Origin of the sequence: Paenibacillus sp. 23TSA30-6 (assembly GCF_014858585.1) — a bacterium.
GTDB lineage: Bacteria > Bacillota > Bacilli > Paenibacillales > Paenibacillaceae > Paenibacillus.
Genome location: NZ_SLTL01000005.1, coordinates 98,087 through 122,752 on the forward strand (window position 1 = coordinate 98,087; position 24,666 = coordinate 122,752).

Genomic DNA, 24,666 nt, shown 5'->3' on the forward strand with positions numbered 1-24,666 from the left:
TCCTCATTTTCATAATGAAAGTACATAGAACCTCCCTGTCTGTTCAAGACAAGGGGGTTTTATGTTTATTTTACCGAAACATCCATGTGTATCTAGTGAGCAATATCTCACTTATTCAAAATGAACGAAATGGAGAATTAGTTCTTCCTTGTTCAGCATATTGTTTTATTTCAGATAGAGGCTATAATATAAAGAATTAATTCCAACTTAATCAGTGGGTTAAATAGAGGAAACAAGCAGGAGGAACCTATGAATCCGATACAATATATACTGGACGAATTTCCGCTGATCGTGCTCGATGGCGCAATGGCTACGGAGCTGGAGCGTCACGGGCATGATCTGAACGACAGCTTATGGTCGGCTAAAATACTCCATGAGCACCCGGAGTCTATCAAGCGTGTGCATAGAGACTATTTTGAAGCGGGTGCAGACTGCGCGATCACTGCGAGCTATCAGGCTACCTTTGAAGGCTACGTCAAACGGGGTTTAAGCGAAAATGAAGCGTTGGAGTTGATTCAGTCCTCAGTACGGATTGCCGTACAGGCACGGGATGAATTTTGGGCAGATATTACGGCCGGTGCAAAACAACAGCATCGCCCCAAGCCGCTAGTCGCGGCCTCCGTTGGCCCCTACGGCGCGTTTTTGGCGGATGGCTCAGAATATCGCGGTGATTATACGCTGAGCGAGGAACAGCTTGTCGAGTTTCACCGACCGCGAATGAAGGCTCTCATTGAGGCAGGCGCGGACATTTTGGCCTGTGAAACAATACCATGTCTGGTCGAAGCCAAGGCTATCGCGCGATTGCTAAAGGAATTTCCCGGCACGTATGCCTGGATCAGCTTTAGTGCAAAGGATGGGCAGCACATCAGCAATGGGGAGTCTGCCGCCGCGTGCGCCGAATGGCTGGATGAACATGAGCAAGTGGCTGCTGTAGGTATTAATTGTACTTTGCCGCAGTACATTCCATCGCTCATCCACGAAATGCGCAGTTATACGGATAAGCCTGTGGTGGTGTATCCCAATCTGGGAGAGGAATATGACCCGGTTACCAAGACATGGCACGGTACGAGTTGTACAGAGACGTTCGGGCAGAGTGCTCGCCAATGGTATGAAGCAGGAGCCCGTCTGATTGGCGGTTGTTGCCGGACTCAGCCGGAGGATATCCAAGGGATTGCGAATTGGTCGAGAGACGCATAGGCGGGGCTGAACGAAGGATGAAGAAGGCAATTCATAAGGGACGTCCTTCGACTGTACTGTAAAAGTAAACAGGCTGAACCAAGTGGCTCTCCAGCAATGGAGGGGCTTGGTTCAGCCTGTTTTTTGTAATGACGACTTGGTCTTCGCATCATGCAGGAGTGACGTACAACAGCAGGACAGCACCCCACCTGGCACGATAGTACGATAAGCTCGACGATCTCCGGTTAGCTGTCTGACAGCCGTTCCAGCAACGCATCCCCGTTCTGACTTACCCGAATATAGGCATAATGAGCGTTCTGTTCAACATTACGACCGGTTCCCTCAGGGATGAAATAATTCTCAATACCGTACTGAATACGCGAACCATCCCATTGCCCGTTCAGAATGACCTCATGATTGGCAAGCTTTTCACCATCCTGGTACAGTCGATCAGCGATATATACTCCTTGGCTACCCGGCGTGAGAACGACTTTAACCTTGCCCTGATTCCAATTGTCCTGCGAAAAAGGGGTAGAGATATCGTAATTCAGCATGACATAATCGCCTTGTAACAGAGAGCGAGGGTCTACAGGGGCTAGTTTGAGCTTGATGGAAGCGCCTGTGGCAAGCAGGGTTTCACTTCTCACGGTCTGATAGCCGATCACACCGAGCTGTAGTACGATGACTACGGCGATCAGGAGCGGGCTTAAGCGCATAAAGCTAAAGCTGCGGTGGTCAGCATCAAACGCTGTCTTGCCGCTATGGGCCATCCGCCGATCTGCCCACCACGTAATTCCGAGTGCAATGACACCCAGCAGTGCCAGCGTAAAGGACTTATACAGTAGCGTCCACAACAAATCATAGTACTTGAAGCCAATAAAAATAAACCAGAACGCTACGCTTGTGATGGCCTCCGATCTTTGTTTTAGTCGGATGAAAGCAAAGACCATGCCTGTAACGATAACGAAATATAGAATGTTAATCAGCACATAAGAGTGTGGAATGACATCCTCGAAAAAGGTCGCCCACAACATAAACAGCAGGCTGAAAAATAAGGAGCTATCCCGAAGGTGTTTCCGCGATGCCGTCTTGGGTATAAAATAACTTGCTGCATTCAGCACAGCATTGACCAAGAAAAGAGAAAGGATAATGTACTCAAAGGACCAGTTCCAAGAATCCCACTCCTGAAACTGCTGAAATAGAATGGTCGCCAAATTCAGGTTTACAAAGGTATAGGTGAAAAAGAGTTGCCTTTTCCCTTTGGAACGAAACCATCCGGCGATGGAAACGATCAGAAATAATACCGAAAGCAACGTCATATCTGACCATAAAATGGCTACCCAGCCTGTAATAAAACTGATCGTCAACAGGGTATAACGTATTACAGAATCCAGCTTGGATTCCGGAATGACAATCATCGAAATCATAAGCAGCAACGACACACCCAACAGTACATATTCGGTGTGGTTTACATTCGTGCTAATGTTAATCAGTCCGATCAGGGATATACTTCCAATCAGCACTCCAACCACTTTGATCACACGGGATACGGTTTTGCTGATCCATTCACTGCTACGTTCTTCGGGAACGGTTGTCTCAGTCTTTGATGTACTGATGCCCGTTGTCTCCGTATCGGATTTTGCGATATCCCCTTTGTTCTCGTTGGATATTTCCCCAGCTTCCGGCGGTGTTTTCCCCAAACGATTCAAATAACGGAAAAACCATACATTACCCGTCAACAGCAGCGTCACAAAAATCAACCCAAAGACAAAGAACAGCGATGAAGAGTACGCTTCTGCCAACTCGATAAATTTAAAGACAGCAAAAGCGGAGGCCGCCAATGCATTCAAGGTGAGCAGCGTTTTACTCAGTCGGACCTTGATAAACACATAAAATCCAATAGCGATTACAGCGATACAGGGTATGTTCATAACGAGACCATATCCATCCAATGCAAAAGAGTTAGTCATCGTCAGCACGGCAATATGGAAAACGATAAAGCTCATATATTTCAGCGGTCCAGAGTTTAGACGAGGGAGGAACGTCAATAGAAACAACATCAGATTGACCAGTGCGAACACTCCGGCAATGGACAACGATTCCAGTTCGCTGTAAGGCACGCTTTGCATCGTAGGGTAAAAGTAGAGCCACAAGGCGAGATGAATCAGCACATAAGACAGCATATAAAAAGGATTGTAGCGGGTAATCCAGCTTAACAGCAGAGCCGGAACCGACCAAATCAAGAACAACCCGTAACTGTCCGCGTGGGAATTGTATATTTGACCGAGCAACGCCACGGAAATGCCAAAGGCTATACAGCCAGCCACCAGAAATATATTCGACAGTAAGACTTGCTGACCGGGAATAGCGCGTATACGTGCAAATACAAAGGACAAGCCATAGAACAGAACGATAAGCGCAGCAGCCAGCACAATTTTGACCGTCCGATCCAGTCCACCCCAATTGGAGGCGAAAAAATAAATAATCGCGGCCAGTACCAGTGAGATGCCCAGCAGATAGCCCGTACGTATCGCATTGAATCGCAGCATTCGTTTCACGTACCTTTCCTGTTGGTTTGATGCCTATTATAACGTTGAAAGGTCTGAGAACCAAGTAGGAATTAGGATCAGGTCATAAAAAAAAGGAGAGCCACCGTAGAGGGTTGTTCTCCTGTATCGCTACTGAACTCCATGCCAGCGTACTCGTGCTATCCTTTTTATGCTAAATAACAGGGTGGTAAAGAGTGATGGAACCTACGCCATACGGTACTGTGCATTAAGCGTTGGCGGTACGGAACTCTTGCCGGGCTTGATGCCGGAACCGATGCTCACGCGGCGGAATTCCAGCCGTTTTCTTGAATGCCTTGGAAAAAGTGGACATATCCGTGTAGCCGATGGACTGGGCAATGATCGACAAATTGTAAGTCGTTTGCTCCAGCAATCTTTTGGCCTCATCGATCTTGAGGTTTTGCAAATACTTGGCGGGGGAAATCAGGAAGGTGGAATGGAATTTGCGTGAAAAATGCGCGCGATCCACGCCTACATGCTCGGCAATCTGTTCAATCGTAATGCGGTCACAATAGTGCATATCAATGTAATCTTTCCCCTGTTGTAGCCAATAGTCAGAGCATACATAGTTGCGCATTGTATCCGATGTGTTGCGGGACAGCTCCTCGAAAATCTGGTGCAGTGTAATAAGACGCGCGAGATCGCTGTCACGTCTGCTGCTGTCATTTACAATGGAAAACAAATTCGAGATGAGTCCAATGACTTCTTCGCTTACTGCATTGGCCAAAAAAGGCGTACAGGGTTTAATCCCGATTCGCTCCAGTAAAGCAAGAGATTTGGGTCCCTCAAAAGCAATCCATACCTTTTGTAACGGGTTCTCCTGATCCGTGTAGTATTCATGTGCAAGATGTGGGAAGAAGCAGAATAGGTCAGACTTCTGCACATGATATTTCTTTTGCTTATAAATAAACTCAGCCTGACCGTCAAGCACAAAAATTAAATAGAAATAAGGCACAGCCTTGGGGCCGACATGACAGCTGGTCTTGGAAATATCCATACCGAGCCTGACTGGCCATATCGCGCTGGATTTTTCCAGTTCAGTAGCTGTGAAATAATGGTCTTCCACGATGTCGAAGTGATCTTCGTTCTTTACTCTTTTCACAACATGTCACCTCTCCTTTGGTGGAGATAAGGGGATTTTGATTTTATTGTATATAAAGGAATGGATAATTACAAGTTAATTCATTGGAATTTGGGGTTATAAAATCAAAACCATTTCCGGAGGGTGCTGTTTTTTTGTCAATTTGATCACATGCTGAGGAAAGTAAATCACAAATTGGCATAGACGCACCGTTTGAAAGCTTGATACTATTAAATGATAAACTCTATGGAAAATCTTATTTAGGCTATATCGGATAAGCTTCTAGGCAAAAGGAGGGGCTTCATTGTCTTTATTAGAATATGGATTCGCTACAACAAAAGAGCAAGTGGACAAGCTAAAGCTGATTGGAACCATTGTGGAGCGCCATCACGAGACGGCACGTAAGGCGGACGAAACGAACGAGCTTAACGTAAGCCTGCTTCACGATCTAAAGGAAATCGGATATCATACGCTCTCCGTTCCCCGCGAATATGGAGGACAGGGGGCATCCCTGACTGAATTTCTGTTATACCAGGAAAGAATTGCTCAGGTTGACGCTGCGATGGCGTTGGCTTTGGGCTGGCATCATATTATCCTGTTCGGCTTGTCCGAGGATCGTCCTTGGCAGAAGGAACAATACGCTGCGTTATGCCGTGAAGTAGTCGAACGGGGGGCGCTGGTGAACCGTGCCGATTCGGAGATTGGCACTGGAAGCCCGACTCGTGGGGGCAAGCCCCAGACCTTGGCAGAACGGACAGAACAGGGCTTTGTCCTCAACGGGACCAAGGCGTTCACGTCTCTTTCAACCGCGCTGGACTACTTCATCGTGTCTGCCTCGGATACTGAAACCGGAGGCGTATCGGAGTTCCTGATTCCGAAGGAAGCACCGGGGGTATCCATTAACCCGACCTGGAACACGGTGGGAATGCGGGCGACAGCCAGTCATGATCTTGTGCTGAAGGATGTACAGCTTCCCGAGCACGCAAGGGTACACCAGCGGCAGCCATCCCGCAAAAACGCGAAGCCCGGCTTCTTTTTGCTCAATATTCCGGCTGTCTATTTGGGGATCGCACTGGCTGCGCGTCAGGAGGCGATTCAATTTGCTTCCAGCTATCAGCCGAATAGCTTGCCGCACCCGATCATCGAATTGCCGCATATCCGGCAAAAACTCGGACAGATCGAGCTGGAGCTGACAGCCGCCCGGCACCTGTTATATGGCGTAGCTGCGCGTTGGCAGCCGAATGCCACGGTGCCTCCCGAGCAGGCGAACCCGGATCTCGGCGCAGCCAAGGTGTTTGCTGTGCAAACAGCTTTGTCTGTAGTGGATCTGGCGATGAAAATCGTCGGGGTACACAGCCTGTCGCTGTCCCATCCGCTACAACTGATGTACCGTAATGTGCGCTTCGGTCTGCATAACCCGCCGATGGAGGACGCTGTCCTGAGCCAGTTGACGGATCGGGCCATTCGTGAAGCATCCGAATCCAAGGAACTGTCATGAATTAAAAAAATAGGTAGCGAAACGAAAACAGGGCTCCTTATGCACACCAGCACAGGAGTCCTGTTTTCTATTGTTTCTCAGCATACCGGGTTATTTCGCAACAACCGTCATAAATGGAGCGCGTTCAACGGCTGTTGTCCCGGCATTATTCAAAATCTCGGTGTTCTCATCACTGTTCGTAATGACGATAGAGGTGGTGGTGTCGTATCCGGCAGCCTTGATCGGGCCCGCTTCAAACTCCAGCAGTACATCTCCCGTCTGTACTTCATCACCTGCTTGAACATACGTCGTAAAAAATTCACCCTTCAGCTTCACAGTGTCTACGCCTACATGAATGAGCACTTCAACACCATGATCCCCAAGAATGGCTACCGCATGCTTCGTTTTAGCTATGGTAGCGACTGTACCCTGAAATGGAGCAACGACCCGTCCGCGATCTGGAATGATAGCCAATCCCTTACCCATAGCGGCAAAACCGGGATCACTAACTTCGCTTAATTCAATGATACTTCCGTTCAGAGGACCGTATAGCACTTTTTCTCCTGATAGCGGTTTCATCTCTTCTAAAGTATTCTTTTCATTGTCACCTTCGTCTTCCGCATTGTCAGGCTCTTTAAATCCAAGCAGATAAGATACAACGGCCCCGATGGTAAAACTGACGACGATACCAATAATCACATAAACAAATGTCGGGCCAGCAAAGATAGGCAGGGATTGTAAACCGCTTGGAGCCATCGTAATCGCTTTGGCCCCTACAGCTCCGGGAATAGCTCCACCAATGGCCCCGCCGATCATGCCTGCATAAAAAGGTTTCTTCAGTCGCAGTGTGACTCCATAAATTCCGGGTTCCGTAATCCCCAACAAGGCGGAGAGCAGAGAAGAGCCGGAGAGTGATTTCAATTCTTTGTTTTTGGTGCGTAGCAGAACGCCTAAGATCGCACCTGCTTGCCCCATAACCCCCATAAATGTTGCCGGTATTGTATAATCATAGCCATTCACAGCCAGGGATTGCACAATGATTGGGATTAGTCCGTAGTGCATGCCTGTGATGACGAGGGCTTGAATGGAGCCACCCAGAATAAACCCGGCCAACAGTCCGGACGTATTAAACAAGAAATTAATGGCAGTTGTCACTCCATGAGCTGCATACGTACCCACAGGTCCGATGGCATACAGGGCTAGAGGAATCATAACCAAAAGCACTACCAATGGTGCTAATACGATTTTTAGTACATTAGGTGTACGTTTGTAAACAAATTTTTCGACATAAGACGTTAACCAGATGGTTAGCAAAATCGGAATGACCGTAGAAGCGTAATTCACCAGAGGGATGTTCAGGCCGAGAAAATCAATCGTGCTGGCACCGCCGTTTTTTAAATCCAGTAAATTGGGATGGAGCATCGCCGCGGCAATCGTGGCAGCTATAAATTCGTTGGATTTAAACCTTCTGGCAGCGCTTATGGCAAGCAGTATAGGCAAGAAATGAAATATGCCGTCTCCGATAACGTTTAATATCTGGTAAGTACCACTGTCTTCGGAAAGTACATGGAGTGTGGTGAGAATAGCCAGTAGCGCTTTGACCATCCCGGCTCCAGCCAGTGCAGGAAGCAATGGTGTAAAGCAGCTCGCGATCGTCTCCAGAATATTATTGAACCAATTCTGCTTCTTCTTGGGAGCAGATGAACCTCTTTTATCCCCTGAACCCAATTGAGCAGACTTCACAAGCTCTTCATAGACGTCGGCTACTTCGTTACCGATAATGACCTGATATTGTCCGCCATTTAGGGTAACTCCCTTGACGCCCTTCAATTTCTGTATTTTTTCCTTATTGGGTACGCTTTCATCGTACAGTTTGAAACGTAACCGGGTCATGCAATGAACGACGCTCTCGACGTTTTCCTCGCCGCCGACGCCCTCCAGGATATCCTTGGCTAATTTCTGCTTATCCATTTTAACCCCTCCAGCATACTTCTTTAATGCCTGGCTCTTCCGATCTCGAAAGAGCCAGGGTTATGAACATCACATCATGGCTGCATCGTTAACTGAACGGGTCCAATCAAGCCAGTAGGCTCCTGTAACAGATACTGTGAAAGGAAGTCGGCTTGCTTTTTGACCAGTGTATTCGTCACCTCAATGACCAGCGTATTTATACCTGTCACCAGTGCTTTTGTGACATCAAAATTATAGGGAGGGCAGATTCGGCTTCCGAGCGACTGCTCGTTCAGCCAGACCTCAGCAATTTCATATGCGTCTCCGAGTGCTAATCGCGCTTGTTTTGGCATAGCTGTGACCTCAAAATCAATCTGGTATCTCACCGTCCCCACGAACTCTGGATACAGGTTCGGGGTCGCCAAATTAACCAGCTCTTTCAGTTCAATCTGTTCGCCAAAGTGAGGATATTGCTCCGCGGAGGCAAAGGACACCTTCCAAATTCCTTCAATTGTCGTTGCTGTTACATTGGACAAGCTGAGTGCTGGAGTTGAAATGGATACCATTTTCCCATCCAACCTGCTGTTGAATATAAAAACTTTGGATTCATATGCACTCAGTGTCAGAGACAGAGTCGTTCCGGCGGGATGGACACCCGAATCCAACTGTACAAGCTGGTTCGCCAAAGCGTCATAAACATATACGTTGCCAGACAATGGAATATCAATGGATGAAGTCATAGACTCATAGGGGTGCTCGTTAAAAAACATGAACACATCTCCGTCCGCTTGCTGGTAGTGATAATAGCGCAGATACGGCTGGTGATCCGATACGTTTATTTCATAGATGCCTTCATCACGCAGTTTTTCAGCTACAGTTTCCAATGAAACCAGTCTGGAATTCTGGTGTTGACGGATTTTGTCCAGCACTGTTCCTGCACCGCTGCCCTCACTGGAGCGCTCAGGGAAGCCTCCTACAAAGAATACGCGCAGTCCTTGATCTAGCCCGTCTCCTAATGCGTTTAACAGGGAGTAGGGGAGCGCTTCAGCATAAGGAATGACTAAACATGCAAAACGTTCGCTGTTTACAACGAGCTGTCCATCTGTGACGGTTGCGTCAACCAGCGTATCAGCAGGCACAATATCAAATTCAATTTGATGCTGAGTCAGCTCTCGTGCCGGCTTTTGGAACAGCATATAATCCCCTGACCATTCTGCTTCTGCATGGTACAGGATTGCTGCCTGAGCGATATGGATGCCGTCGGTCAGCAAGTGACTCATGCGGTTCATATACTGCATCAGAATGTGCATGTATCTGAACTGCGGATCTTTCCCGTCTGCATAGAAATGTGGGGGGCAATCCGGGTCAGGGAACGGTTTGGGCGAAAAGGCGTGCGGAACAAAATAGTTCACTCCCCGAACCAGCATATGGTCCGTGATCCATTTCATCAGCTTGAGTCCTTCTCCCCAGCCATAAGCGCCATATACTTCGCACATCGTACGGCCTTTCTTTTTAGGATCTATATGCCCCAGGGAAGCCCCCATTTTCGCCAGTCCATAATGAAAAAATTCTCCATCCCAGCCCTTTGAGGTAAAGGATTTGAAGGTTCCACGATCCATGCCCGGCATAATTTGATGCAGTACCACATCAATACCGGACATATCCTGTTCCCACAATCCCCGGTAAAAATGACCTGTTCCGTAGCCAAGTCGCGCATGAGCATTGTTGTCCTCGATCAAATGACCAATGTATTCGACCCCATGCGAACGGCACCATCCGCCAAGCTTGCCGGTAAAGTTATCGGCATACAGTTGGCTAACCAGATTCATGTATGCATAACGGACATTATGAGCCTGTGCTCCCCCATCTACGGACAGCAAAGGTAGCAAACGAAGAACCTCTCCAGATAGCTGCGGCTTCAGCAGATCAAGCATATCGTCACGCCACGGCAGCACCATATCGAATCTCCCGATGGAACCGAACGCACCATGCATATTCCCAAAACGGGGTTCATCGGAGAAAAAGCCTGCAATAGTGGAACCAAAGTCCCCCTCATAATGCTGCCAGTGCGCTTCGTATACCGTATCAATCAGGATCTGCGTCGCTTCCGGTACAATCGGATTCAGGTAGCCTTCCGTTTCCTTCTCTCCACCGTAAAAAGTCTGCACCAGTGTAAAGATTCGCCATTCTCCCTCCGGCAAATCCCAGTACACCTTGCCATCATGCAAATGCTGGCTAATATCAATCAAAGTATCCGCGTCAACCTCATCCATGTTCTGTTTCTTGGCAGCAATGACACCGATAATCCGATCCCCCGGGTTCGAGGCTGCCCATTTGACCAGAAAACTGGCATGTTTCAGCGGACCTGCAAAATCCTGTTGATGTGTTTTCAGAAAGCTTTTTTGCAGATGTGGAAAATCACTTTTGATTTTTCCGACGGCATATCCGGTTGGGAAATGGGAATCATCCAAAATCCACACCTTCATGCTCCGTTTCCGTGCTTCATCTAAAATAATGTCCATATCCCGCCACCATTTGTCCCCGACAAATTCAGGATGCGGCCGTGACTCGATACATACAGCTTGAATGCCCGTACTTTGCATTTTTTCCATATAATCTCTCAGCGTACTTTCATCTTCACCATGCTGCCAAAAGAAAGGAAGTATATAGTTGTCTTGCCGACCGGCGAGCACGTCTTCTATTTTTTTCATGGATATCCCCCCCGGAATATTGATAATTTTTTTTATGGAATACTACTATTTTGCCGAAGATAATATTCTTAATAGTGTACTTTTATGTGTATTGTAATATTTTAGATATAAATGATAACTTCTCTTTCTATACTCACATGATAACGCTTTTATTTAGGGTTATTAATACCGAAATACAAGTTGTTGACTGTCCAAACTTAAGGTTATAATAATAGGAGGGGTGATGGGGTTAATGGAGCATGATGAATTGGATTGCAAGCTGCGTAAATTGACGGCAAGTGAGGAAGCCTATCGAGAACATCCGTATCTGTCCGAGAAATACAACAGCATTAAACAGATTGAATATAACGGCCAAAAAGTGTTTGTGTTTTATTTGGAGGGCGGCAAAATCAAGATTACAAAGCACAGTCGATTTGCTGAGGTTCCTATGCATATCCACAATGATATTGAAATGAATTATGTCTATTCGGGGCAGTGTACACAGATCATCAACGATCAGACGGTGACATTAACCGAGGGCCAAATTTGTATTGTAGATACCGGAGCGCCACATGCGATTTTGGCGACAGGCGAGAATGATATTATTGTGAACATTTCAATGAGCAGAGAATATTTCTCAACTTCTTTTCTAAGCCGCTTGTCCAGTCGCAGCATGATTACGGACTTTCTGGTGAATGCAATTTCGGATAATCAGACGCACAACAGATACATTATTTTTCATTCCGAAAACAGTAGAAAGCTCGGCTTGTTTATGCGGGAACTTCTGTGTGAATATTATGATCAATCCCTGTGTTCTGAAGAGATGATCGACAGTTATATGGTCTTGATCTTTTCTGAATTATTGCGCGTATTCCAATTTGATACGAACCAGAAGCATGCCAAATCGTCTTCCCATCCATCCGTCATTGAGATTCTTCACTACCTGGAAGAGAACTTCCAAACGTGTACGCTTGCTTCTACAGCAGAGCACTTTAATTTCCATCCGAACTACCTGAGTGCGCTGCTTAAAAAATCGACCGGACGATCGTTTAAACAATTAATTTTGATCCACCGAATGACGCGTTCCTCGCTCCTTCTTTCCAATACGGATACACCTGTCTATCATATTGCGGCCGATATAGGCTATGATAATCTGAGCTTTTTTTACCGGAAATTTAAAGACTATTTCGGCGTAACTCCGAATGAATATAGAGAGCAGCATAAAGTGTGATATCCCGTAGGCATGACAAAGGCTCCATGGCTGGTTTAAGACAAGCCGTGGAGCCTTTTAGGTTGTGAGCTATGAGGTTAGCCTATGTTTATATGTTCAGGATTCCTTCTTTTGGAATAACGTTAAAGGCTTTAGCCAGATCCGCCAATTCCTGATCCGTAATCCGCTGCTGGATATCATGCTTAGCAATGAGCATATAAATTTGCGCCGCTTTTTCAATCGTTTCAATCAGGCCAAACGCTTCATCAATGGAGCTGCCTGTTCCGAAAATACCGTGATGAGGCCATAATACAGCGTGATGATCCTTCATTTTTTTTGCCGTTTCGCGGCCGATTTCGCTGGAGCCCGGTACCATCCAAGGGATTACGCCGATCCCGTCTGGGAAGACGACAATACATTCGGTACACATTTCCCACAGTGTTTTGGTAAACTGGTTTTCGTCCAGACTATGAATGAAGGTCATGGCAATGACATGGGTGGCATGATTATGGATCACAACACGATGGTTAGGATCCACCTTCAATCGTTCGATATGGCTCATAAAATGAGACGGCAATTCGCTGGTAGGTACCGCGTCATGCTTGAGGCCCCACAAGACTTCCAATTGCTCGCCATCCTGCGAGACACGAAGGACACCTAAATTGGCTTCCGGATCAGAGATTACGTTTTTAAAATATTTACCTGATCCAGTGACAATAAAATATTTGCCTGCCAGTTCATTCACAGGAAAAGCAGGTTTGATCGTACGAATAACATGATGGATATCAAGATATTTGGCTACCTCTGCTTCATCCAGAATATAACTGACATTCCCTCCGTTACGCTCATCCCAGCCGAATTTCCACATGTTTTGCGTAATTTCCGCCATCTCGCGAATAAATGGGATATCCAGTCCCGATTTTCGTTCTTTATGATTCTCCAGCACAGTAGTCATGGATGATCTCTCCCTTTGGATGATATAAATATAAATTATCAATGCAGTAGTTACCGTTTCAGCAGTACCTGTTGTTCATAGTTTTTTGCTTCGGCCAGCCATTCTTCACGAACAGGGACACTATTTTGAGCGCAATAGTAATCCCAGATGGCCCCGAACGGATACGATTTAAATTCTTCGACCAGGGCAAGACGAGTGGTAAAGTCCCGTTCCTCTTCTGCCTGCTTTAATGCTTCAATCGGTTCCAGCATAGCGCGAAGCAGCGCTTTGATCGTGTTGCGTGTTCCGATGACCCATGCAGCCACATGATTAATGCTGCCGTCAAAGAAATCAAGGCCGATATGTGTTCGGGAAAGCAAATCTCCGCGAACCAGCTCACGGGCAATGTCGAGTAATTCGTCGTCCATGGTCACCACATGATCGCTGTCCCAACGGACGGGTCTGCTGACATGGAGCAATAATTGATCGGTGAACATCAGCACGGAAGACAGTTTATTCGAAATGACTTCGGTCGGATGAAAGTGACCGGAATCGAGACAAATGGATTTGCCCCGCGTCAGCGCGTAGCCCATATAGAACTCATGCGAGCCGACGACATAGCTTTCCGAACCGATGCCGAACAGCTTGCTTTCAACTGCGTCTATGTTGTATTCTTCACTGATTTTTTCGCTGAAAATCTCGTCCAGAGAATCCCGCAGCCGCTCTCTTGGAGCCAAGCGGTCAATCGGGGTATCCTTGTAACCATCCGGCATCCAGTGGTTGGTAACACATGGCTGACCGAGTTCTTTTCCAAAATGCTCTGCAATCCTGCGCGATTTTTTGCAGTGTGTGATCCAGAAGTTACGAATTTCCGGGTCCTTGTGGCTCAGGGTGAAGCCGTCTTCCGCTTTGGGATGGGAGAACAAGGTGGGGTTAAAATCAAGCCCCAATCCCTGCTGTTTGGCCCAGTCTACCCAGTTCTGAAAATGGCGCGGCTCCAATTGATCCAGATCCACTTGTTCTGTAGTATCCGCATAGATGGCGTGCAGATTGACCTTGTGTTGGCCCGGAATGAGCGACAGGGCTTTCTCTAAATCCTGGCGTAATTCATCCGGTGTACCTGCTCTACCCGGGTAGCTGCCCGTTACAGCAATGCCCCCGCTAAGCTGTTTGTCTTTGAATAGGAAGCCCTGAACATCATCTCCCTGCCAGCAGTGTAATGATATTTTGATCTCTGAAAGTTTCTGTAAAACGTCATCCACCTGAATACCGTGGCGGGCATACAGCTTTTTTGCTTCGTTATAACTGGCTTCAATGGCTTGATTCATGGGTTTACTCCTTTATCGAGATATCTGAATAGAGGACGCTGTCTACTTCTTGAGACTCTCCCAGCGATCCAGAAGCCCTTCAATCCCATCCACCGTCCTCGGTTGATATAACTGGGTCGGGAAGGATTGGGCAATGACGCTGCCAGCAGCTTGGAGATCGTCAAGAGCGCCGATGCTGATGAGCTGCACGACAATATTACCGATGGCCGTAGACTCCGAAGGGCCTGCGTGAACCTCAATCCCCAAAAGATCGGCTGTTAGCTGACACAGCAATTCGTTATTAGCGCCTCCGCCGACAATGTGCAGTCGGGTAATGGTTTCGTCTGTTAAACGCTGTAGTTCATACAAGGCATCCCGGTAGCTTAGGGCCAGGCTGTCGAAAATACAGCGGGCGAGCGAACCCGGAGTTCGGGGAATGGGCTGCCCCGTTTCCTCGCAAAACCGTTGAATTTCAAGGGTCATGCTATCCGGGTTTAAAAATGCGGGCAGGTTGCAGAGAACGAGACTGGCAAACGGCGTTTCTGCCGAAGCCAGTTGGGCCAATTCGGCAAAGCTATGAGCGGAATCGCCCTCTTTTCTTACCTCCTGAATCATCCATAGGCCCATAATGTTTTTCAGAAAACGGTATGTGCCGTAAGCGCCCCACTCATTGGTGTAGTTCGCCTGCATGGCTGCCTTGGTATTCAAGGCTTGAGATCGTTCCATACCCAGTAGCGACCACGTTCCACTGCTAATATAAGCCCACGATTCTTCCCGTCGTGATGGAACACCCGCAACCGCCGAAGCTGTATCATGCGTAGGCACGAGGATGAATTGGCAGTCTGGAAGATCGTGCTTCTGAACAAGCTCCGGCAAAATAGTACCCAGCACCTGACCAGGCTCAGCAAGCTCCAAAAATTGATCACGCCGAAGCTGGAGCAGGGACAGCAGCTCCTCATCAAACTCTCGGGTGTTCACATTTAGAAGCTGCATGGTAGATGCGTTCGTCGTTTCATTGACCATGATGCCTGTAAGGCGATAGTACAAATAATCGGGTACCATCAATATTTTATTCGCCTGGGCAAGCTGTTTCCGGTCATGGACGAACAGTTGATACAGCGTATTAAAGTTCAGTTCCTGAATGCCTGTTTTCTCATATACATCTTCCCGGCTAATGAGCTGGTGCAGCTTGTCGGGTGCATGAAGGGTGCGTGCATCCCGGTAAGCGTATATCTCATGAATGCGATGGCCTTCCTTATTAAGCAGTACATAATCTACAGCCCATGTATCGATGCCGATCATACAGGCATGAATCCCTTTTTGTTTGGCTTTTTGCAGTCCTTTAATAATCTCATCCAACAGATCGTCGACATTCCAGTAATCATGTCCGTCTCTTTCGGTAAAGGAGTTGTTGAACCGATGAAGCTCTTGCAAGTGAAGCAGACCGTCTTGCAGAGTTGCGTGCACGAGCCTTCCGCTTGAAGCTCCAATATCAACAGCAAGATAGTTATCCATAACCAATCTCCTTTTATTTCTTAACTAATTCAATACTACTTCCGTTTATCTTTGTAGTCAACACAAACGGAAATATAATTTATGGTTTTATTTTTGTTTTTCAAATTATAAATAAAATATAATGTTGTTTTGTATGGTTTTACGTGTTTCGGTATCTGTTTTCTACAATATATGTACTTTAATTGGAGGAGGAAATTGTTTTGCGATGTTAGAATTATGGAATGTTCTTCAAGTGCCGCTGTCTGTATGAAAAATAGTCTTGAAACCGCCCGCCAGAGGGTGTAGTATACAAGATATCAATTTCATATGACTCGTATAATATTGGGGATATGGCCCAAAAGTTTCTACCGGACGACCACTGTAATCGTCTGACTATGAGTGATAGCGCATCGGCTTCGGATGAAATGCGGGCATTTATTTGTGCGCTCATCCGTCAGGGATTACAACCCCAGGGACAGGCTTCACTTGAGAAACAACTCAAGGGAGCCTGTCCTTTTTTTGGTTTTGGCAGGTTTATTCTATTTTAAAGTAAAGAAGGAGCGATACCCGCATCATGAAAGTTTTGGAGGAACGTATTCGTCAAGAGGGACAGATTTTATCCGACACGGTATTAAAGGTAGATTCATTTTTGAATCATCAGGTGGATACAGCATTGGCGCTGGAGATTGGTAAGGAGTTCGCACGTCTTTTTAGCAGTGCCCCCATTACGAAGGTGCTTACGATTGAAGCAAGCGGTATTCAGTTTGCTATGGCAACAGCCATTGCATTGGGTGTTCCGTTCATCTACGCGAAGAAAAAGAAGGCAATCACGCTGAACGAGCAGGTATACTTCGCTGAGGTTCACTCGTTTACACGGCAGGAAACCTATCAGGTAAGTATTTCCCAAAAATATCTCGATGCCAGCGACCATGTGCTGATCGTGGATGACTTTCTGGCGACCGGTGCAGCATTGGTCGGACTTACAGATATTGTGAAGGAAGCAGGAGCGGAGCTGGCCGGGGTTGGCTGCGTGATCGAAAAGAGCTTTCAGGAAGGCCGTGGACTGCTGGAACAAAGAGGCATCGCCGTACGCTCTCTTGCGCGTATCGTTTCCATGGCACCGGGCGAGGTTCATTTTATAGAAGAAGCGGGTGCGGTAATTCCTTCCGTTAAGGAGAATGTGGGATGTTAAGCAAACAAAAGTTATTTGCGCTGGGCTTCCAGCATGTGATGGCGATGTACGCTGGAGCGATTGCCGTACCTCTCATTGTAGGGGGAGCATTGCACCTGACGCCAGCCCAGATGGCCTATCTGGTGGCTGCCGATTTGTTCACTTGCGGGATTGCTACGTTATTACAGATTATGGGCACGCGGTTTTTCGGCAGTAGATTGCCTGTCATCCTGGGCTGTACGTTTACGGCGGTGGGTCCGATTATCGCGATTGCGTCGACCTCGAATTTGGCAACCGCGTACGGAGCCATTATTTTATCAGGTATATTCGTGGTGCTCGCGGCACCGTTGTATGGCAAGCTGCTACGCTTTTTCCCGACGGTGGTTACGGGCTCGGTTGTTACGATTATCGGCCTGTCCCTCATTCCGGTGGCGATGAATAACGTAGCAGGGGGTCAGGGTAGCGCGGATTTTGGACAGCCGCGTAATTTGTTGCTGGCGTTAGTTACTTTGCTGGTTATTTTGCTTGTGAATCGGTTGGCAAAAGGCTTTTTACGCTCGATTTCCGTGCTCATCGGTCTGTTTGCGGGTACGGTGGTTGCTTATGCGATGGGGATGGTGCATTTTGCTCCAGTGGCGCAAGCGTCTTGGGTGAGTGTTGCGCAGCCGTTTTATTTTGGTAAGCCTGAGTTTAGCATTATGGCAGTATGTACGATGATTATCGTTAACATTGTCAGCATGGTCGAGTCTACGGGCGTTTATTTGGCAGTAGGCAAGGCGATTGATCAAAAGGTGGAGCAGAAGCAAATCGTCAATGGTCTGCGTTCCGAAGGACTTGCGATTATGCTTGGTGGTATTTTTAATGCGTTTCCTTACACGGCTTTCTCGCAAAATGTAGGTCTGATTTCGCTGACACGCGTCAAGTCGCGGAACGTTATTTTTGCTGCGGGTGGTATTATGGTTGTTCTTGGTTTGCTGCCTAAGCTGGCTGCCTTGACGACAGTGATTCCTAATGCTGTGCTGGGCGGGGCGATGATCGTTATGTTCGGTTCGGTTGCTGCGTCGGGCATGTCTATTTTGTCAGAAGTGGACTTGAGGAAGGAAAGCAATCTGCTGATTGCGGCATGCAGCATTGCGGTGGGCCTCGGCTCTGCCGTGCTGCCCCAAATGTTCGACCAACTGCCGAGCTTTGCCAAAATGCTGCTGCAAAACGGCATCGTATCCGGCTCGATCACGGCGATTGTCTTGAACATCGTTTTAACGAAAAAACAAGCCGAATCGGTCAAAGGTGTGACAGTGTCGGAGGTTCCGCAGAAGGTTTGATAATTAGGATTAGAAAGACAGCCGGAGAGAGGTCGTAAGCCTCTTTTTCCGGCTTTTTGGCATAGAGTTATTGATAAAGCCCTCTTCCTGTATGAAGATGGGGATTTGAGATTCTATTAGAAGAATTTGCTAGAGTGGTAGGCAGAGGCGTGGTATAATCCATCTTATGGATTTTGAATAGTGGTGGATGTTTTCGGACCACGGCGCAGCTTCCCGAAAGGGGGTGAAGCCGATGGTCAACCTTGTGTCGTGCTACGATGTGTTGCGTTGGATGGTTACGTTACTAAGCCTGGTGTTTAGTATTCGTAAACTTTATCGCTGGCTACGTCGGAAATTTCGGAACAAGCGAAAACCCACCGCGTAATTAGGTTAGGCGCCTAACGGTGGGTTTAGCTAAGCATTTAGCGCGCCGTGGTGATCCACAGCCTTTCAAGTCCTAAGAGTCTTTGCCGTTGGTAGCGGCGAAGACTCTTTTTAGTATACGGACACGATGGGTATCTCTATACCTAATTTTATCACGTCCATTGCGTGCATGCAACGCAAAGTCATAGCCTTGATTCTCGCCGTATCGTTCAAATTTAAATTATTATGCGACATTTGTTGACAAGCCTGTAACAACAAAATAAGATAGTCCTAAATCGTAATGAAAAAGAATAAAGGAAGAAAACAGGTGTGAGCCGGACTTTCTATCTACAGGGTTTCGTTGAGATCATGTAGATGGCTGTTGTACGTGCTCACTTAAAAGGGAAGTTCGGTAGATTCCGACACGGACCCGCCACTGTATACAGGCATCAGCAGGGAATTGCTGTAGCTTTCGGAATAGCCACTGGAACTGTGAAGAACCGGGAAGGCCTGAAAGATACGCCTGAAGTCAGGAGACCTGCCTGTTTTAACATCACTGTCAGACCCACGGGATGCTGGGGAGGTGGTTGGGCGTGCTGCTTACGGAATGTCTGAAACCGATCCGATCCCTTCTATGATTAGAGGTGCTTTGAGGTGAGCTTTGGCATTTTATAATGAAAGCATTTCTGACTGCTGATCAGGCGGTCCGGGATGCTTTTTTTGCGTTAGGTATTTGTGAATGACAAGATAGAGGGGGATAAATAGGATGATAAGCAATCGTAAAAAGCGTTCATGGTCCATATGCACAGGGGTGATGCTGCTACTGGCAGTTATGGCTCTTGCGGGATGCTCCACAACTAATAAGACGGCGGACAGCTCCGACAAGGGCGAAAACACATTCGCACAACAGTCCACAACGGACAAAAAGCTGGTGATGGCGTATACGTGGAAGCCGTCAGGCGTTGACCCGCATGGCGATAATAGCTGGGATGTTATGCGTTCTGGCGCAGGCGAGACACTTGTCCGTTTGAATGAAAAGCTGGAGCCTGAGGCTTGGCTGGCCAAGGAATGGAAGCAGGATAGCCCCACAGTCTGGACGTTCAGCTTGCAGGATAAGGTCACTTTTCATAACGGAAAGAGTATGGACGCGGAAAGTGTAAAAGCTTCCCTGCTGCGCTCCATTGAGAAAAGCCATCTGGCAAAGGATTTGCTAGATGTAAAGTCAATTGACGTAACCGAGCCGCTGGTGTTGAAAATTACGACAAACCAGCCGAATGCGGCGCTGGTGTCCAATCTGGCGGATCCATCGACGATTGTGCTGGATGTAGCGTCTATAAAGGATGAGCAGAGCTACCCTGCGATGACAGGTGCTTTTAAAATTAAAGCGTTCAACAAGGATCAATCCTTGGTCGTAGAGCGTTATGACGGATATTGGGGCGAGAAGGCCCGGCTGGCTGAAGCAACGATGAAGTTCATTACGGACGGCAATTCGCGCCTGCTGGCGCTGCAATCCGGCGAAGTAGATGTAGCGACCGATATTCCGGTGGATAACGCGGAGGTATTGAAAAAGAACGATAAGCTGCAAGTGCTGTCGGCTCCCTCTTTGCGCACCCATATGATCGTGTATAACATGGAGTCGTCTCTGTTCAAGGATGCCGCGAACCGCAAAGTAGTGGACAGCTTGATACCACGTGCATCCATTGTGAGTGCGATCATGAGAGGCTATGGTACGGAGGCAAGCAGCCCATTCCCGAGCATTCTCCCCTTCGGTAAGGTCGAGCGTAAAGCGCTGGACGGAACGCCCGAGCAGCTATTGACTAAGGATGGCTGGAAGAAGGATGCCCAAGGCACATGGACCAAGCAAGGCAAGCCGTTCGAAGTTACGTTGCTGACCTTTCCTCAACGTCCAGAGCTTTCGGTGATGGCTGAGGTGATTCAGAGCCAACTGCTGAAGGAGGGCATCCAGGTGAAGATTCGCAAGGTGGAAAATATCGACGAGGCACTGACCAAAAACGATTGGGATTTTGCCATGTACAGCATGCTGACTGCCCATACGGGGGAGCCGCAATATTTTATGGACATGTTTTATTCCTCTAAAAGCGAAGCCAATGTAAGCCGTTATAGTTCCAAACCGCTGGAGAACCTTCTTGGCAGCTTGAAGCTGGCGAAGGATACAGCGCAACGTAATGCTGTGACACTGCAAGCGCTGGATATCATTAATACCGATTTGCCGCAGTCGTTTATTGTTCACCCTGATAATGTATTTGGAGTGAAAAAAGGGGTAGAGGGCTTTACACCGCATCCGATTGAGTATTACTACATTACGGCGCAATCCGATATTGCGGAATAACGGGCTGCATACCCTATGATTCGTTTTATTCTGGAACGTGTGGCGCAACTGGTCATCATTGTGTTTGTTGTATCCACGCTGACGTTTGTGCTGATGAGGCTGGCTCCCGGCGACCCTGCTACCATTCTGCTCACCGCGCATAATGTGCCTGCCTCTGAGGAGGCGTTGACGGCGCTGCGTAAGGAGCTGGGCTTGAGCGAGCCGCTCCATATTCAGTATGTGAACTGGCTGCGGGATGTGTTCACAGGGCACTGGGGCACCTCCTATGTATCCAAGGAGTCGGTGCTAACCGAACTGTGGAACAGACTGCCCGCTACTGTGGAGCTGGCTTCGGCGGGCTTTGCCGTCATGACGGTCCTGACTCTTGGAATGGGACTGGCCGCCTCAGTAAAATCCAGTGGTTGGCTCGATCGTCTGGGAAGGCTGTTTGCACTGCTGGGATCGTCCATTCCCTCTTTTTGGCTTGGCTTTCTGCTGATTTACCTGTTTTCCGTTCGTTTGGGCTGGCTCCCATCCATGGGTCGTGAGGATTGGACTCATTTGGTACTGCCAGCGCTGACCCTTGGGGCAGGTTTGGGGGCTGTGCAAGCCCGTGTGCTGCGTGCCCAAATGCTGGAGCTGGGTGACCGGAATTTTGTGAAGGCGGCGAAGGCCCGAGGCTTTTCCCGCAAGCATATTCTGTTTTTTGAGATATTCAGGCATGCGATTTTGCCGATCATTACGCTGTTAGGCACAAATTTGTCATTTATGCTGGCGGGTAATGTCATTGTAGAGACGATTTTTTCATGGCCGGGTTTGGGCAAGTATTTTATAGATGCGATTACGCAGCGGGATTATCCGGTGATCCAGGGGTATGTCATTTTTGCTGCATTTTTAATCGTAGGTGTTCAGTGTTTGGTGGATGTGGTTCAAGCGGCTGTAGATCCGAGGTTGCGTTTGCGTTAGGGGAGGAAGTTGAAAATGAAAAACATGCGGCTGTCCTTCAAAGGGAGCTTGCTGACGGGAGGCGTAATGCTGGGCCTGATCGTATTGCTCGGGCTACTTGCTCCATGGGTTGCCCCTCATGATCCTCTCAATGTCGATCTCCTGAAGCGCTTGGAGCCGCCCAGCCGGGAATATCCTTTGGGTACAGACCATTTGGGGCGAGATGTGCTGTCGCGCCTGATTTACGGGATTCGGACCAGCGTACTGATTGCTTGTGCGATTACAGTGACCACCTTGTGTATCAGTTTGCCGATAGGCTTGCTCATTGGCTATGTACGCGGGCGTGTGGACCAGTTAGTCATGCGGGCCATTGACGGCGTGCTGGCTTTTCCCGATATCATTTTGACGGTGGCGATTGTGGGTATCTTGGGTCCGGGCTTTGTAAACATGACCTTAGCGATTATTGCGGTACGGTGGGCGGGATATGTTCGGTATATTCGCACCCTTGTTCAAAAAGCCTGTCAGGAGGACTATGTCCGATATGCCCGTTTATCCGGTAATTCACATGTGCGCGTGCTGAGACGTTATGTGTTGCCGCAGGTACTGCCACAGCTGCTTGTGTACGCGGTCTGGGACATTGGACGAGTCGTGCTTATGGTTGCCGGACTTTCCTTTCTTGGGCTGGGTGTACAGCCGCCTAAGCCGGAGTGGGGCGTGATGCTGCATGATGCGACGTCGTATTTTCAGGTGGCACCGCATGTCATGATTTTTCCGGGTTTGGCGATTATGCTGTTTGTGCTTGCGTGCCAGCTTCTCGGAGACCGTTTTTCGGAAAAGGGGGCGGCGAAATGAAGGATGGGACAGGGCATATGAAATGGGATATGGCAGGGTGCAAGCCACTGTTGCACGTGGAACATCTGGAGATATGCCGCATAGGCACAGGAACATCCGTTAGGACAGAAACTAGTGCAGAAGCAGGCGAGGGAACAGGGATAGGGGCAAGATCTTGTACACATATTGGCGCAGCAACAGGTGTGGGCGCGGGTAGAAAACCGGGCGCGAATGGGAAAATAATGCCGATAAGCGGTAATCAACCGCTGCTCCGAAATGTCAGCTTTTCCGTATATCCGGGGGAAATTGTGGCTCTAACCGGGCCGAGCGGATGCGGCAAGAGTCTGATCGCGCATGCGATCGCGGGCATGTTGGAGCCGGGAATCAGCGTTACGCAGGGGCATATACACTACAACGGGGAGGATATCGTCCCGTTCGATGAACGGTGCTGGCAAAGGCTGCGTCGCGAGGACATTGCCCTGCTCATTCAACAATCGCTGAGCGGGTTGAATCCAATCCGTACCGTCCGCACACAACTGACGGACACGCTCAGACTGCACGGGCGGCGCTGGATGCCACCCGACCAGAAGGGGCATGCGGATGCCGCTCCCTCCCTTGCTGCACCGCAGCAAGCCCCCCCTCAGGGCTTGTTGCCCCAGGTGCGGCAAATGCTGAGCTGGATTGCACAGATGGCCAGAGGCCGCGTTACTCAAGCGCAGGAGGCTTATCTGTGCTCTTTATTGAGGAAGGTCGGGTTTGCAGACCCCGAGCATATTTTGTCCTCATACCCTTTTGAATTAAGCGGAGGGATGTGTCAAAGGGTACTGCTGGCTGCGATGCTAAGCTCCGGTCCGCGCCTTTTTATTGCCGACGAGCCTACCACGGCGCTGGATGTTATCAACCGGGATAAGGTTCTGGCATTGTTTCAGCAGTTGAGAGAGGACTTCGATCTCACCATTTTGCTAATTTCTCATGATCGTCAGGGTGTGAGCCGTGTGGCGGATCGTGTGCTGGAGATGAGCCCGGAAGGAAGGATACGCGAATGATACTGGAATTAAAGCAAGTGACCAAAGCCTATCCTGTCCGCAAACGGAGAAAGGGCTGGTCCAAAACGCAGGATACCGAACAGGCTGTGAAGCAGGTGAGTCTGGAACTGCAACGTGGAGAGTGTCTGGGATTGGTCGGTGAAAGCGGAAGCGGCAAGAGTACGCTGGCAAAATGTATTCTGAGATTGGAACCGCTGACTTCGGGTGAGATTTGGCTGGATGACCAGCCGATTCACATCGGGAGGATAAAGGATATCCATCTGTACAAACGAATCCAGCTGGTCGCGCAGGACTCGTCTTCCTCGCTGCATCCCCGCATGACGATCCGAGATATTTTGGAGGAGCCGATCTGCAACTATTTTCCTGAACGAAAAGCGCAAGCACTGAATATTTGCCTATCCTTGCTGGAATCGGTGGGGCTGACTGCGGACTGTCTGGAGAAATACCCATCGCAGCTAAGCGGCGGGCAAAAGCAGCGGGTGTGTATTGCCAGAGCACTGGCAGTGGAACCGGATATCATCTTGTTCGACGAATCGGTCGCCAATCTGGATACGACAACGCAATCTTCTGTGCTGGACATGCTCAAGAGAGCGCAGGTGGAGCGCCAGCTATCCTATCTTTTTATCACCCATGATCTTCAATCCACGCGTCAGTTTTGTGATCGGATTGCCGTCATGGTTCAAGGGGAGATCGTGGAAGTACTCAAGGAATGGGATGAAGACTTGTTACAGCATGAGTACACGCGTACTCTGTTTCAGACGTTGGCGGAATGATCCATGTCTTTCATATTCTAC

At 48.4% G+C, this 24,666-nt stretch carries 17 protein-coding genes and 2 riboswitches; of the genes, 10 read left to right on the plus strand and 7 right to left on the minus strand.

The window, feature by feature from the left end:
- Positions 1-249: 249 nt before the first annotated feature.
- The gene (mmuM, locus tag E0698_RS06370) at positions 250-1,197 is read left to right on the plus strand and encodes a homocysteine S-methyltransferase (protein ID WP_192510984.1); all 948 of its coding nucleotides are present in this window, start codon (positions 250-252) and stop codon (positions 1,195-1,197) included.
- A gap of 224 nt (positions 1,198-1,421) precedes the next feature.
- Here the strand turns inward: mmuM and E0698_RS06375 are convergent, their stop codons facing one another.
- Both E0698_RS06375 and E0698_RS06380 read right to left on the minus strand, forming a co-directional pair.
- Entirely contained in the window at positions 1,422-3,725 is a 2,304-nt protein-coding gene (locus E0698_RS06375; protein ID WP_192511063.1) for a GDYXXLXY domain-containing protein, read from the minus strand.
- A gap of 226 nt (positions 3,726-3,951) precedes the next feature.
- A complete protein-coding gene (locus tag E0698_RS06380; protein WP_134911884.1) occupies positions 3,952-4,845 on the minus strand; it encodes an AraC family transcriptional regulator in 894 nt (297 codons plus the stop codon).
- A 283-nt stretch (positions 4,846-5,128) separates the two neighbouring features.
- On the opposite strand from E0698_RS06380, the gene E0698_RS06385 reads away from it, so the two are divergent.
- Positions 5,129-6,322 (plus strand): acyl-CoA dehydrogenase family protein, encoded by a 1,194-nt coding sequence (locus tag E0698_RS06385; protein ID WP_192510985.1) that lies wholly within the window; start codon positions 5,129-5,131, stop codon positions 6,320-6,322.
- Positions 6,323-6,412: 90 nt separating this feature from the next.
- Here the strand turns inward: E0698_RS06385 and E0698_RS06390 are convergent, their stop codons facing one another.
- Positions 6,413-8,272 carry a beta-glucoside-specific PTS transporter subunit IIABC gene (locus E0698_RS06390; RefSeq protein WP_192510986.1) on the minus strand — a complete coding sequence of 620 codons (1,860 nt, stop codon included), beginning with the start codon at positions 8,270-8,272 and terminating at the stop codon, positions 6,413-6,415.
- Positions 8,273-8,346: 74 nt separating this feature from the next.
- Positions 8,347-10,962, minus strand: a complete 2,616-nt coding sequence (locus E0698_RS06395; protein WP_192510987.1) for a glycosyl hydrolase — start codon at positions 10,960-10,962, stop codon at positions 8,347-8,349.
- Between the two features lie 232 nt (positions 10,963-11,194).
- On the opposite strand from E0698_RS06395, the gene E0698_RS06400 reads away from it, so the two are divergent.
- Entirely contained in the window at positions 11,195-12,172 is a 978-nt protein-coding gene (locus E0698_RS06400; RefSeq protein WP_192510988.1) for an AraC family transcriptional regulator, read from the plus strand.
- Positions 12,173-12,260: 88 nt separating this feature from the next.
- Here the strand turns inward: E0698_RS06400 and rhaD are convergent, their stop codons facing one another.
- The 3 genes from rhaD to rhaB are packed head-to-tail and all read right to left on the minus strand — an operon-like array spanning position 12,261 to position 15,907.
- A complete protein-coding gene (gene rhaD / locus E0698_RS06405; protein ID WP_192510989.1) occupies positions 12,261-13,106 on the minus strand; it encodes a rhamnulose-1-phosphate aldolase in 846 nt (281 codons plus the stop codon).
- A 50-nt stretch (positions 13,107-13,156) separates the two neighbouring features.
- A complete protein-coding gene (rhaA, locus tag E0698_RS06410; protein ID WP_149094341.1) occupies positions 13,157-14,413 on the minus strand; it encodes an L-rhamnose isomerase in 1,257 nt (418 codons plus the stop codon).
- 42 nt (positions 14,414-14,455) lie between these two features.
- Entirely contained in the window at positions 14,456-15,907 is a 1,452-nt protein-coding gene (gene rhaB, locus E0698_RS06415) for a rhamnulokinase (RefSeq protein WP_192510990.1), read from the minus strand.
- 291 nt (positions 15,908-16,198) lie between these two features.
- A riboswitch (purine riboswitch) is annotated at positions 16,199-16,302 on the plus strand.
- 158 nt (positions 16,303-16,460) lie between these two features.
- Here rhaB and E0698_RS06420 point away from each other — a divergent pair.
- The 7 genes from E0698_RS06420 to E0698_RS06450 all read left to right on the plus strand — a co-directional run bounded on the left by E0698_RS06420 (position 16,461) and on the right by E0698_RS06450 (position 24,645).
- A complete protein-coding gene (locus E0698_RS06420) occupies positions 16,461-17,078 on the plus strand; it encodes a xanthine phosphoribosyltransferase (protein ID WP_192510991.1) in 618 nt (205 codons plus the stop codon).
- Entirely contained in the window at positions 17,072-18,379 is a 1,308-nt protein-coding gene (locus E0698_RS06425; RefSeq protein ID WP_025686240.1) for a nucleobase:cation symporter-2 family protein, read from the plus strand. Before E0698_RS06420 ends, E0698_RS06425 begins: the two co-directional genes overlap by 7 nt.
- A gap of 698 nt (positions 18,380-19,077) precedes the next feature.
- Positions 19,078-19,281: riboswitch (cobalamin riboswitch) on the plus strand.
- A 206-nt stretch (positions 19,282-19,487) separates the two neighbouring features.
- Positions 19,488-21,071, plus strand: a complete 1,584-nt coding sequence (locus tag E0698_RS06430; RefSeq protein ID WP_192510992.1) for an ABC transporter substrate-binding protein — start codon at positions 19,488-19,490, stop codon at positions 21,069-21,071.
- A 15-nt stretch (positions 21,072-21,086) separates the two neighbouring features.
- A complete protein-coding gene (gene nikB / locus E0698_RS06435) occupies positions 21,087-22,016 on the plus strand; it encodes a nickel ABC transporter permease (protein WP_192510993.1) in 930 nt (309 codons plus the stop codon).
- Positions 22,017-22,031: 15 nt separating this feature from the next.
- Positions 22,032-22,847: a nickel transporter permease gene (gene nikC, locus E0698_RS06440; protein WP_134911892.1), complete on the plus strand. Its 816-nt coding sequence runs from the start codon at positions 22,032-22,034 to the stop codon at positions 22,845-22,847.
- Positions 22,844-23,872, plus strand: a complete 1,029-nt coding sequence (locus tag E0698_RS06445) for an ABC transporter ATP-binding protein (RefSeq protein WP_238353884.1) — start codon at positions 22,844-22,846, stop codon at positions 23,870-23,872. The genes nikC and E0698_RS06445 overlap by 4 nt, the downstream gene beginning before the upstream one ends.
- On the plus strand, positions 23,869-24,645 hold the full coding sequence (locus E0698_RS06450; RefSeq protein WP_134911893.1) for an ABC transporter ATP-binding protein: 777 nt from the start codon (positions 23,869-23,871) through the stop codon (positions 24,643-24,645). The genes E0698_RS06445 and E0698_RS06450 overlap by 4 nt, the downstream gene beginning before the upstream one ends.
- The last annotated feature ends 21 nt before the right edge of the window (positions 24,646-24,666 follow it).

Bases quoted from the DNA above. Each gene is read 5' to 3' on its own strand.
- mmuM (WP_192510984.1), top strand. From the start codon at position 250: ATGAATCCGATACAATATATACTGGACGAATTTCCGCTGATCGTGCTC.
- E0698_RS06375 (WP_192511063.1), bottom strand. From the start codon at position 3,725: ATGCTGCGATTCAATGCGATACGTACGGGCTATCTGCTGGGCATCTCA.
- E0698_RS06390 (WP_192510986.1), bottom strand. From the start codon at position 8,272: ATGGATAAGCAGAAATTAGCCAAGGATATCCTGGAGGGCGTCGGCGGC.
- E0698_RS06395 (WP_192510987.1), bottom strand. From the start codon at position 10,962: ATGAAAAAAATAGAAGACGTGCTCGCCGGTCGGCAAGACAACTATATA.
- E0698_RS06400 (WP_192510988.1), top strand. From the start codon at position 11,195: ATGGAGCATGATGAATTGGATTGCAAGCTGCGTAAATTGACGGCAAGT.
- rhaD (WP_192510989.1), bottom strand. From the start codon at position 13,106: ATGACTACTGTGCTGGAGAATCATAAAGAACGAAAATCGGGACTGGAT.
- rhaA (WP_149094341.1), bottom strand. From the start codon at position 14,413: ATGAATCAAGCCATTGAAGCCAGTTATAACGAAGCAAAAAAGCTGTAT.
- rhaB (WP_192510990.1), bottom strand. From the start codon at position 15,907: ATGGATAACTATCTTGCTGTTGATATTGGAGCTTCAAGCGGAAGGCTC.
- E0698_RS06420 (WP_192510991.1), top strand. From the start codon at position 16,461: ATGAAAGTTTTGGAGGAACGTATTCGTCAAGAGGGACAGATTTTATCC.
- E0698_RS06425 (WP_025686240.1), top strand. From the start codon at position 17,072: ATGTTAAGCAAACAAAAGTTATTTGCGCTGGGCTTCCAGCATGTGATG.
- E0698_RS06430 (WP_192510992.1), top strand. From the start codon at position 19,488: ATGATAAGCAATCGTAAAAAGCGTTCATGGTCCATATGCACAGGGGTG.
- nikB (WP_192510993.1), top strand. From the start codon at position 21,087: ATGATTCGTTTTATTCTGGAACGTGTGGCGCAACTGGTCATCATTGTG.
- nikC (WP_134911892.1), top strand. From the start codon at position 22,032: ATGAAAAACATGCGGCTGTCCTTCAAAGGGAGCTTGCTGACGGGAGGC.
- E0698_RS06445 (WP_238353884.1), top strand. From the start codon at position 22,844: ATGAAGGATGGGACAGGGCATATGAAATGGGATATGGCAGGGTGCAAG.
- E0698_RS06450 (WP_134911893.1), top strand. From the start codon at position 23,869: ATGATACTGGAATTAAAGCAAGTGACCAAAGCCTATCCTGTCCGCAAA.